The sequence below is a fragment of the Terrimonas pollutisoli genome (assembly GCF_029360765.1).
In the GTDB taxonomy this organism is placed as follows: domain Bacteria; phylum Bacteroidota; class Bacteroidia; order Chitinophagales; family Chitinophagaceae; genus Terrimonas_B; species Terrimonas_B pollutisoli.
On sequence record NZ_JARKNA010000001.1, the window covers coordinates 666211 to 678071 of the forward strand.

Annotated in this window: 10 protein-coding genes; 2 read left to right on the plus strand and 8 right to left on the minus strand. The window is 41.4% G+C overall.

Annotation, left to right across the window (positions count from 1 at the left end):
• Positions 1–23: 23 nt before the first annotated feature.
• The 3 genes from P2W73_RS02635 to P2W73_RS02645 form a co-directional block, all read right to left on the minus strand.
• Positions 24–809 (minus strand): ABC transporter permease, encoded by a 786-nt coding sequence (locus tag P2W73_RS02635; protein WP_276500429.1) that lies wholly within the window; start codon positions 807–809, stop codon positions 24–26.
• 74 nt (positions 810–883) lie between these two features.
• Complete coding sequence (locus P2W73_RS02640) at positions 884–1798, minus strand: ABC transporter ATP-binding protein (RefSeq protein ID WP_276500430.1); 915 nt, start codon at positions 1796–1798, stop codon at positions 884–886.
• Between the two features lie 9 nt (positions 1799–1807).
• Complete coding sequence (locus P2W73_RS02645; protein WP_276500431.1) at positions 1808–2794, minus strand: glycoside hydrolase family 43 protein; 987 nt, start codon at positions 2792–2794, stop codon at positions 1808–1810.
• A gap of 82 nt (positions 2795–2876) precedes the next feature.
• Here P2W73_RS02645 and P2W73_RS02650 point away from each other — a divergent pair, with 82 nt between their 5' ends.
• Complete coding sequence (locus tag P2W73_RS02650) at positions 2877–3821, plus strand: TIGR01777 family oxidoreductase (RefSeq protein WP_276500432.1); 945 nt, start codon at positions 2877–2879, stop codon at positions 3819–3821.
• A gap of 16 nt (positions 3822–3837) precedes the next feature.
• On the opposite strand, the gene P2W73_RS02655 is transcribed toward P2W73_RS02650, so the two are convergent.
• The 5 genes from P2W73_RS02655 to P2W73_RS02675 form a co-directional block, all read right to left on the minus strand.
• On the minus strand, positions 3838–5175 hold the full coding sequence (locus tag P2W73_RS02655) for a M16 family metallopeptidase (protein ID WP_276500433.1): 1338 nt from the start codon (positions 5173–5175) through the stop codon (positions 3838–3840).
• A 237-nt stretch (positions 5176–5412) separates the two neighbouring features.
• On the minus strand, positions 5413–6786 hold the full coding sequence (locus P2W73_RS02660) for a M16 family metallopeptidase (RefSeq protein ID WP_276500434.1): 1374 nt from the start codon (positions 6784–6786) through the stop codon (positions 5413–5415).
• Between the two features lie 133 nt (positions 6787–6919).
• Positions 6920–7606 carry a peptidase M10 gene (locus tag P2W73_RS02665; RefSeq protein ID WP_276500435.1) on the minus strand — a complete coding sequence of 229 codons (687 nt, stop codon included), beginning with the start codon at positions 7604–7606 and terminating at the stop codon, positions 6920–6922.
• A 45-nt stretch (positions 7607–7651) separates the two neighbouring features.
• Positions 7652–8266, minus strand: coding sequence for a hypothetical protein (locus P2W73_RS02670; protein ID WP_276500436.1), 615 nt, complete (start codon positions 8264–8266; stop codon positions 7652–7654).
• A gap of 82 nt (positions 8267–8348) precedes the next feature.
• The gene (locus P2W73_RS02675) at positions 8349–10742 is read right to left on the minus strand and encodes a 3-hydroxyacyl-CoA dehydrogenase/enoyl-CoA hydratase family protein (protein WP_276500437.1); all 2394 of its coding nucleotides are present in this window, start codon (positions 10740–10742) and stop codon (positions 8349–8351) included.
• A 320-nt stretch (positions 10743–11062) separates the two neighbouring features.
• On the opposite strand from P2W73_RS02675, the gene P2W73_RS02680 reads away from it, so the two are divergent.
• Positions 11063–11782 carry a head GIN domain-containing protein gene (locus tag P2W73_RS02680; protein WP_276500438.1) on the plus strand — a complete coding sequence of 240 codons (720 nt, stop codon included), beginning with the start codon at positions 11063–11065 and terminating at the stop codon, positions 11780–11782.
• The last annotated feature ends 79 nt before the right edge of the window (positions 11783–11861 follow it).

An 11861-nucleotide genomic window follows, 5' to 3' on the forward strand; every position in this document is an offset into this window, starting at 1 on the left:
TACGTCAATACCGTTCTTAAATCTTACAAATCATCCACCAAAAATTTCTTCCTTGCAAAAAACACATAAGCCGTGATATAGGCGAGAACTGCAACAATTAAAATACTGGTAGATGGACTATCAGGATAAAAAACTTTTTTACCAAAGGGGATTGGAATCAATACATCAGACGCCTGCAAGGGTAAAAAATAACCAGCCGGGGAAAGTTTGAACTGGAAATTAGTTAAAGCCGAAATCAGCCATTCAAAGATGATCCCGTATAGAAAAAAGATAATGATGGCCAGTCCGCTTCGCCTGAACAGTACCGCCAGCATTAGGGCAAAGAACAAATAAGCCAGTGCTTGTATGAAAACATAGAATATATAGGCTGTTCCATCCATGGAGAAACTGCCGGAAGAAATAGAGCCAAAAACAACGCAGGTGATAATATTGATAAGGGTGATCAATAATGAAAAGATGACCACCAAAGTGATCTTAATGCCAATGAACTGGTTGCGGCTCCAGCCGTCTATGATGTTTTGGCGGTGGGTTTTAAAATTGAATTCATTTACCATCAGCATGATGATGATCATCCCGGGAAAATATAATAACCAGCTGCTGAGCCAGCCTACTGTTTGCCACACCTTGGGAAAGGCAAACGAATCACCGAGGAGCATGGATGCTTCCGGCACCTGCGCCTTGGTGCGTTGTTCAATATACCAACTGATATAGGTAACGATAAAAATACTTACCAGGTAGAGCACAGCAAACACCCAAAAGGCCCGGTAATTTTTTATTTTTAGCCATTCGATTTTTAAAAGGTGTAACATGGTGTTGTTTGATTTCTTATATATTGAACCAGTAAACTAATAAACCAATAAACTGATAAACTGGCAAACTTCTGTCAATGCTCACTCTTTGTTCCCGTAATTTCCAGGAAGGTCGATTCCAGCGATTTTCTCTTTACATTCAATTTGCTCAGCACAATTCCTTTTTCAAAACAAAAGCGGTTCACATCTTGTGCTGTGATCCCGTTGCTAAAAACCGCCTGCAGGTAGTTATTTGTTATTTGTGTTCCCATTAAACCATTCATTTGCTGGATGACGGATTGCAGTGCATCCAGGTCATCGGCCGCCAGTTCAATGATCGTTTCATCCAGTGTTTTTGTATCGAGAATATCTTTTACACTTCCTACAGCCTTTAAATCTCCTTTTTGAATGATGGCCACATGGGTGCAAACTTTTTCTACTTCATCCAGTATATGGCTGGCCATAATAATAGTTTTGCCCTGCCGGTTTAGCTGTTTCATTAGTTCCCTGATTTCTGCAATGCCTGCGGGATCGAGTCCGTTGGTAGGTTCGTCAAAAACTAGAATGTCGGGACTTCCCAAAAGGGTTGATGCAATCGCCAACCGTTGTTTCATCCCTAGTGAATAGGTGCTGAATTTGGAATCTTTACGTTGATAGAGATTGACAAGGTGCAGCGTCTTTTCGATATCTTCTTTTCCTCTTTGTTTGATTTCAGCAGCTATGCGCAGGTTTCTTTCACCGCTTAAGTAATGATAGAAATTGGGTGTTTCCAACAGTGTTCCTATTTGTTGCCGCATCGCGGCTGTTGCCGGTTCTCCTTTCCAGAGGTAATTCCCTTCGGTTTGCTTTAGAATATCCATAACGATCCCGAGCAGCGTTGTCTTACCGCTTCCATTGGGACCAAGTATACCAAATACACTTCCCTCCGGCACTTCAAATGACACCTTATTGAGAGCATGGATGCGGCCATAAAATTTAGTGAGGTTGTGGATAGATAGAACCGGCTTCATAAATGGTATTTATTTTAATGTTCTTTTCTTTACACCTTCTTTGGTGATAACAACAGGTTTGATCATTCCTTTTTCATCGAAGTACATTCTGTCAATACAGGTTTCTCTGGAATTACCATCTTTTTCACTAAGTGGACGGCGATGATAAACAATATACCATTCATCTTCTTTAGGGATTTTAATCACGGAATGATGACCCGCACCGGTTGCAATATTGGGATCCTGCTGAAGAATTTTGCCCACTCTTTCAAATGGTCCAAAAGGTGAATCGGCAATAGCATAAGCCACACTGTAATCAGGACCTGTCCAACCGCCTTCAGACCACATAAAATAATATTTACCATTGCGTATAAACATAAAAGGTCCCTCAACATAATCTTTCGGTGTGATTTCACGAAAAGTGGCGCCATCTTCAAATGGAACGAATCCGGTAAAATCATCGTTCAGTTTGGCAATATTACAATGCTTCCATCCGCCATATATCAGGTAATGCTGACCATTTGCATCACGAAAAACAAACTGGTCAATCGGCTGTGCGCCATTGTGAAATTTATCGATGAGTGGTTTTCCCAGGTGATCTTTATAAGGCCCTTCGGGTTTATCAGCAACCGCCACACCTATTCCGCCATATTCGTTATTGTTTTGAATGTCGTTGGCGCCAAAAAAGAGAAAATATTTCCCCTTGTTTTCAATAACGGATGGAGCCCACATGGCTCGTATAGCCCACTTGATAGCAGCTGTATCGAGGATAGAGTGATGTTTTGTCCAGGTAATAAGGTCAGGAGAGGAGAAGGCATCAAAGGAAACCTGTTTATTATAGGGTGTTGAGTAAGTAGGATAGATCCAATACTGTTTTTTGTAGATTATACCTTCAGGATCTGCATACCAGCCCGGAAACACGGGATTACCGGCGTTGGTTTTTTTCAATCCTTTGGCTTGTTGCGCTGTTGATGTAACAGCGAAAGCAATGAAAAGGATCAATAATGAAAATCGCATGAAGTTTTTTTTCCCAATTTACTAAAGCATTTTGTCTTGTAACTTGGTTTTATTTTTGTTGAATGTATTTTAGCTTTTATATATGACCACAATATTGATAACAGGCGGCACGGGAATGATTGGCAAGGCTATCACAAAAGCATTGCTGGAAAAGAATTATAAAGTAATTATTTTATCAAGGAGCAGCGATAATAAACAGGAGCATGGCGGAAATGTATCTTATGCGCTATGGAACGTAGAAAACCAAACGATCAGTGAAGAGGCAATTGGCAAAGCAGACTATATCATTCACCTGGCCGGAGAGGGTATTGCTGACAAACGATGGTCAGAAAAAAGAAAACAACAGATCAGGGATAGCCGGGTAAAAGGCGGCGAACTTTTGTCAAAAGCACTGCGGGACATGCCGAACAAGGTAAAGGCCGTTGTGAGCGCATCTGCCATTGGATGGTATGGTGAAGATCCGGTGGTTCCTAATCCCAATCCTTTTACCGAAACGGCGACTGCCGATAACGGATTTTTGGGTCAAACCTGTTTGGAATGGGAAAAAAGCATTGACCCCGTAGCTGAATTAGGCAAACGGGTAGTTAAATATCGTACAGGAATCGTTCTCAGTAATAGTGGCGGAGCGTTGAGAGAATTCGAAAAGCCGGTACGATTTGGCGTGGCGGCGATTTTGGGTTCCGGCAAACAAGTAATAAGCTGGATACACATTGATGATCTCGTAAGATTATACATCACCGCTATTGAAAGTGATGATATGAGAGGGGTTTTCAATGCTGTAGCTCCCAGACCTGTTTCCAATAAAGAATTAACTCTTCAATTGGCGCAAACAAAAAAGGGTAAATTCTTTATTCCCTTATATGTTCCGTCATTTGTTTTAAAGACCGTGCTGGGTGAAATGAGTGTTGAGGTGTTAAAGAGCGCCACGGTAAGTTGTGATAAAATTCATTATACCGGCTTTACTTTTTTATTTCCCTCGATAGATGCTGCATTAGATGATCTGGAAAAGAAAAAAGCCTCCGGTTGAGGAGGCTTACTGATCATTAGAAAGCTTTCTTTTCCTCGGGTAGGTTGGGCGTTTGTTTTTGCGTATACATTTTCGGATCTACTTTTTTAATGTCGCCCTGGTATACCCAGGTAATATTATTGATATATTTTTTGAACGCATTATTCATTTGATCCAGGCTCACTTTTTTGATATCGTCTTTGATGGTTACTGCCCTTCTCCAATCACCGAATAATACTTCGGCGTTTGCAAGGGCTGATGCCTGGGCTTCATTTGTTTCCTGGCGATAATAAACTTCTGTTAAGTAGCCTGTCTTTTCATTTTTTAATTCTGAATCTTTAAATCCTTCCTGTTTCACTTTGTCGATAAGTGCCCTGGCCGTAGCAATATATTTATTCGGCTCGGTGGTTGAAACGGAAATAGTAGAGTAGGGTGTAGTGCCCTGGCTGAACCAGGCCCATGGCGCATAGGATAAACCATTTTTGGACCTGATCTCGACGAAATGCCGGGTCGAAAAAATTCGCATCGCTAATATGAAAGCATTATAATCCGGCGAACCGGCAGAAGGGCCTCCTGTTATTCCCCTGATATAATTGGTTGCATTGTCTCTTGATTTTGAATTGAAGGTATTGACCACCGGTGTGTAATTTTCTTTTTTAAATACAAAGGGACTTCCTGCAGGAATTTTGGCAAAAAAATCAGCCAGTTTATTTTCAATTTCGCTCCTTTCCAGATCACCGACGATAACAACTGTCATACGTGAACGGGTGAAAATGGATTGCCAGTATTTTTTTGCTTCAACCGCTGTGATCGGCTGCACACTTGCAATAGTGCCGAGCGGATCTTTTGCATAGTTTTTCCCTTTGAAGGCGGTTTCTTTCGCCATTTTGTCGATAGCATTATCAGGAAACGATTCATTGGTGCGGATAAAAGTAATAGCATCTTGTTTGATCCTGTCAAATTCTTTTTCATCAAAACGGGGTGTTCGTAAGGCGTCGGTATATAATGGCCACACTTTGTCGAGATCATTTTTTATGCAATTCATGCTGACGCTGGCATAGTCCATACCACTCCACCCTGATACTTGTGCACTTACCTTATCCAGCTTATCTTTAAAACTGTTTTTATCATCCTTGATGGTTCCGCACTCAGTAAGAGCTCTTACGGCGAGGTTTTCGATGCCGGCCTTGTTTTCCGCATAGTTTTGAACACCGCCTTTGATTATCGTTTGTATGACCACAATTTCATTGCCGCTGGGCTGAACGATTACTTTTACCCCATTTATATTTATATCATATGGCTTGCCTGTCTGTGCCATGACCAGGCAGGGTATTAACATGGTGATGATAACCATATATTGCAATATCTTTTTCATCTGTTTATTTTTTATTGTTTTTTGGCCAGATGGAACGCCCGATCAACATTCCCGGGTGTGTCGAAAATTTCAAATGGGCGTTTCATGTGTATATTTTTTATTTTTTCTGTTTGCAACATGGTCCCGACAAGTCGGGATTCATCGGTCGTTGGTATAATACCTCGAAATTTTTTTTGCTCATTTCATTGTTTTGATTCTAATTGTTACCAGTGATCAGGTTACTGTAAAACCTGCGGATCAGAAAGATTTCCCGGAAACGAAGTATTCTTCAGGTTTGTATTCTTTTTTCATTGCGTCATTAATGATCATTCCGGCTACATACGGTTTAGAGACAATGTATTTTTTTAAATAATCCTGTATATCTTTTCTTGTTACCTTCTGCATGTTGTCATCATAGTCAGTAGCATAATCAATGGACGTGCTGCACCACCAGTAGGTAAGACCAGATGCCTGTTGTGATGGTTTTTCCTCGTTCCTGATTTTGTTCCTGATTAATACATCTTTTGCTGTTTGCAATTGTTCATCGGTAAAATAATCATCGTCGGCCCATTTACTCACTTGTTTCAGCATTTCTTCATAACACTCTTTCAATTTGGATGGGGTAGGTAAGGCTAACGCATAAACAGGGCCTGCATAACGACAGGTTTGGTAGGTAACATTGGTAAAACTAGCGAGGCCTTTATCGATTAAGGCTTGCTGCCATTTTGAAGAATTGAGACCCAGTATAGTTGAAAATACATCTGCGGCTAAAGTGGCTGCTGAATCCTTGCGATATTCGGGACCAATCCATTGAAACATCATGAAAGGAGTTTCGGCTATCGAAGACGTTTTGATATTGTAATCCGGTTTTTCCAGGGGCTTAAATTCAGGGATGGGGTATTTTTCATGTGGGTCAAATCCACTGTGTTTCCAGTCACCATAAATTTTTTTGGCCAGCGCAAATGCTTCACCCGGTTTTACATCGCCGCAAATCACCAGTAAAGAATTGTTGGGATGATAATATTTGTCCTTTATGATCATCATTTTTTCAGGGGTAGCCGTGTTAATGATGTCATGATCGCCAATTGGATTTTTGCGGGTAAAGTTTTCGCCCCAGGTTCTTTTGCCTACATCAATCCACAATTGGAAGAAGGGATTACTTTCACCGCGTTGAAATTCGCCATCTACTACCGGTCTTTCTTTTTGCATGTCTTCAGTGCGGTAAATGGGATAGCGAAGTGCTGCATTCATGAATTTTAAACCAGCTTCCAGGCTATCACTGGAAAATGTAAAGAAATAATTCACTCTTTCTTCACCTGTAGTGCCATTGAAGATGGCGCCCAGTTCTTTTGTTCTTTCAATAAACTTCTCCTGGTCCGGATAATCTTTGTTGGCTTTGAAGAACATGTGTTCGAACAAATGCGATAGACCGCTATATTCAGGACCTTCGGTATAAGCACCGTTTTTCACAGCAATTTCGATGGTGGCCAATGGAACTTTGTGATTTTCGATCACCACTACTTCAAGGCCATTGTCCAGTTTTTGCCAGTAATAATTTTTGGGAAGCCGGGGCTGGGCCGATGCAGCAAATGTGGCTGCAACAACCAAAATGGTTAGCCATTTCTTTGCCATAAGGATATGTTTTAGGTTTAATGCCTGCCTGACCGGTAGGCAGGGAATACTCTTATAAGCTACGGAAGATTTGGATGGCAAAAAAATAATTTCTACCTGCGGCCGGGAGTAATGTGAGAGGGGAAATATGATTTTATCCATGAATGCCCGGAAATTCATTCGCCGGAATAGCTGCATGGTCAGGATGCCAGATGCTGGTAAACTCACCGATAATAGACTTACCATTTTCAAAACTCAGCTTGTGTAGCTTCAGCAAGGAAATGTCTTCCTGTTTCACCTTTCGGTACATGGGGTGCATGGTGCCGCCATTGGTATTATCACCAGATTTTGCGGCGGGGTTGTATTGATATTGAGCATCTACTAAAGTTCCCCGGGGATACATAATACCCGGAACACCTTTGCCGCGAAGATCAATATCGGTTGGATGGTGCAATCCGATCGTGTGACCATACTCATGAGCCGCTGTTGTCGAACCCTTGTAGAGGTTGTCCAGTTTGAAATAACCCGTATTGCAACCCAGTCCATCTACAAAGGAAATATTGCCATGGGCAAACTCTTCTATGCGGAAATAATTATTGCGGGGATCAATGTTCTGGTAAATCTCCATATCGGTGATAGCTGGCTGAAAGGAAGCGGTGATCCTGAATACAACATGGTAAGAGTAATCTTCAATCTGCACAATACCCCTGGCTTCATTCCACATCGTTTCAATTTCATCCCGGATATTTTCAGTAACTGCGGCATCGGCTGCGTTCCCATATGTTGTAATATGAGACGAGATGATTAGCTGTTGGTTGGCTTCCTGTTCTACTGTGCCCATAGTTGGTGAGGTGGTGGTCTGACCGTCCCGGTCTGACCATAAAAATTATACGAAGTAATCTATGATTTTTTTATCAACTAATGCCTGAGATTTTTCCATAAAGTTTTCGAAAGTATAATCACAATATGAAGTTGCTAATTCTTTTTTACAAAGATTTCCATTTCGCAATTTTGCATAATCCCTGAATGATGAGAATTCCCACTCTTCAGGTTTTGTGGTCAACTTTGCAACCACAGGATTTTGATGGATATAATGGAAGCAGTTAATAAAATAATCTTGTGCCAGATATTGGCTGCCCGGTTTTATGATTATGTCGCTCAGGCATTTTGATTTTGTCTTTTGCCGAAACATCGAACCGGTTCTTTGATTTTGAGAATTGAAAATTCTTGCATAACCACTTAGTAGCTTTCGGAAACCATTTGTGACAGGATCAATAAAAATTCCTCCTTGTTTAATGATTGCAGAACATCTGTCATCGGTGTAGATCATGAAATGAAAATGATTGGGCATGAGACACCAGGCTATGGTATCGGCAGTTGGATGAATCAATTTTTTATAAAGATTCAAAAAAAGCAAATAATTCTGTTGTTGAAAGAAAATGGTTTGACGATTGTTACCCTGGTTATATACATGATAAATATTGTTGGGAGAAAAGTTCATCAACTTCTTTTTATCAGTTAGCCGGCAGGTATCAGATATGGTAGATGAATGAAATGGTCAGACGGCGGACCGTCAGACCGGGTTAGTTTCGGATTGGTCTCCCACTCTTCAACACACTTTGTATTCTCTCCAGTGTTTTCTTTTCACCGCAGAGAGACAGGAAAGCCTCCCGTTCGAGATCAAGCAAATATTGTTCGGAAACCAGGGTTGGCTCGCTTAGATCTCCACCACACATGACATAGGCCAGTTTTTTGGCTACAAGTGCATCATGTTCGGTTGCATAATTAGCGATTTTCATTGCATGAACACCAGCGTACAATGCACCTAATGCCGACTGCCCCAATACTTTTATATCTTTTCGTTGCACGGGAGCTGTATAACCGCTGTCAAATATTTCTATCACGGATCGTTTTGCTTCTGCAATGCGTCTGCCCTGGTTCATGACTACTTCATCTAATCCTTTTCTATATACACCAATCTCAAAACCTTCATGAGCTGAAGTTCCCACTTTAGCAGTGGCTATAGTTAAAAAACGATTCTTTAATGTGATGGTATCAGGCTCGTCGTTATGCATTTCATCAGAAGCTCTTAATACAAATTCTTTGGTACCACCGCCACCGGGAATTAACCCGACGCCGAGTTCCACCAGGCCTGTATAGGTTTCAGCGGCGGGGCAAACTTTATCAGCATGAAGGCTTAATTCGCAGGCGCCCCCTAATGCTAAACCATGTGGTGCTACTACAACCGGGATTGAAGAATATCTTGCTCTCATCATGGTGTTCTGGAAAAGGCGAATTGCCATATCCAGTTCGTCATATTCCTGATCTATTGCCAGCATAAAGATCATGCCCACATTGGCGCCGGCACTAAAGTTAGAGCCCTCATTGGCTATCACTAAACCTTTGTAACCTTTTTCGGCTTTATCAATCGCTGTTTGAATACCGCTCAATACATCACCGCCAATGCTTCCCATTTTTGTGAACCATTGAAGACCTAATACATCATCGCCCAGATTGTACAACCGGCAGCTTGCATTTTTCCATACCAGCTTATCCTGGTAGTTACCCATCACGATGAATGTGGCCCCATCCCGTCCTTCCCCCAAAGGGAAGGAGTAAGAACCCTTCACAGGCGAATAGCTTAAGCGATTCCCATTTTCTATTTTATAAAATGACTTATTGCCTGCTGCAAGCATTTCCTCTACCCATGATGCTACTTTATAGCCTGCTTCTTTCATTGACTTAACGGTTTTCTCTACACCCAGTACATCCCAACTTTCAAACGCACCAATTTCCCAGCCAAAGCCCGCCATCATGGCGTCATCTACCCGGTACAGTTCATCACTGATTTCAGGAATACGATGAGAGATATAGGAAAACAAGCCGTAATGAAAATGGCGATAAAACTCACCGGCTTTATCTTGGCCGGCTACCAGCATTTTTAAACGGGTATACAAATCGTCTATGGGTTTGGCTGCCTCTATTGTGGAAAATTTGGGTTTTAGCCTAGGACCATATTCCAATGTTTTCAGGTCAAGTGTAAGAATTTCTTTTTCGCCACCCGCGCCTTTTGTTTTTTTGAAAAAGCCTTGCCCGGTTTTATCGCCGAGCCAGTTATTGTCAACCAGCTTATTTAGCCAACCTGGTATAACGAATGATTCTTTCGCTTCATCATCGGGGCAATTATCATAAACTCCTTTCGCCACTTTTACCAATGTATCTATACCTACTACATCAGCCGTTCTGAACGTAGCGGACTTCGGCCGGCCAATGATTGGGCCTGTCAATGCATCTACTTCATCAATGGTCAATCCTAATTTATCAACCAGTCCAAAGATGGCCATGATGCCATAAACACCAATACGATTGGCAATAAACGCTGGTGTGTCTTTACATAGCACAGTAGTTTTGCCTAAATACAAATCGCCGTAGTGCATCAGGAAATCAACAACAGCAGGATCGGTATCGGGTGTTGGGATAATTTCAAGCAGGCGCAAATAACGCGGCGGATTGAAAAAGTGCGAGCCACAAAAATTCTTTTTGAAATCATCACTACGACCTTCTGCCATCAGGTGAATAGGAATACCTGAAGTGTTGGAGGTAACCAATGTGCCCGGCTTGCGGAACTGCTCTACTTTATCATAAATAAGTTTCTTAATATCCAAACGTTCCACCACTACTTCAATGATCCAATCGCAGGTGGCAATATCTTTCATATTGTCATCAAAATTGCCGGTAGTTATTTTCTTTACCACGTCTTTGGTGAAAACAGGAGAGGGGTTGCTTTTTATGGCTGTCGCCAATGCATCATTCACCAGTTTATTTCTTTCAGCAGGTTTGGTGCTTTCGGCAGCTTCTTTAGGAACCATATCCAACAACAATACTTGCACACCCACGCCTGCAAAATGACAGGCAATACGGGAGCCCATCACACCACTTCCTAAAACAGCAATTTTTTTGATCGTGCGATTATTCATATGATTAAGCTTTGGAATTAAGCAGGATTAAAATTAGTTAGCTAAACAACTATTTTGTGTGAAGGTAAGAGAAAAAGATATGTCTTAAAAGCAGGAAGAATAAAATCTTAATGAGGTTTTTTTGCAAAAAGGCTGCGGTTTTTACTATCCCGCATTATATAAGGACATAATTTCCGGTTAATAAATGGTAACCTGTTAGCTCAATGTGGCGTCATATTAATTTTAAAACCGGCTTAAAAGACGCAAATTTGTCAACACAAAAAGCTAAATAAAATGTCCCAGTGAATTTCGGGATGACCAAATACCAAAAATATATACACATGAAACTAATGTTCTTGTTTTGCTGCCTTTTTGTTATTGTTTCCTCCTGTGACTACATCGGGGGAAAGCGTATTCATGGAAATGGCAATAAAGTTGCGCAAAGCCGCAATACCGGTAAATTTAATAGCCTCGATGTCAGCGGTGCTATTGATGTGTATGTAAAGCAGGACTCAACCCAGTCGGTAAAAGTGGAAACCGACGAAAACCTTCAACAGTATGTTGAAGTGTATGAAAGTAATGGAGTGTTGGTAGTTTCACCGAAAGACAACTACAACCTGGATCCATCGCATAAAATAAAAGTATTTATAACTGCACCGTCTTTCAGAGTTATTGATGTATCCGGAGCAAGCACTATTACGGCAGAGGGCAAATTGGTTTCAGATGAAAGCCTTGACATTGATCTAAGCGGCGCATCAGAAGCAAAAGTAGATTTAAAAGCCCCGCGTATCAACGCAGAAGTCACAGGTGCCTCAAGTATTACATTGACGGGGGAAACAAAAGATTTGAATGTAGTTGGGTCAGGTGCAAGCGGTGCAAAATGCTTTGACCTGATGACAGAAAATACAACCGTTGATGTTTCGGGCGCCAGTTCAGCCGAGGTTTTTGCCAGTGTAAAATTAGATGCGCAGGCAAGTGGCGCTTCAGAAATAAAGTATAGGGGCAACCCAGCCATCACCCAGGATATGAGCGGCGCAAGCAGTATTAGGAAAGTAGATTAATGAATATTGAACCTTATGTTCTTCTGCCCTCATTAATGGGGGCTTTTTTAATTTTAGAAAGTTTGTCACAATTGGAATA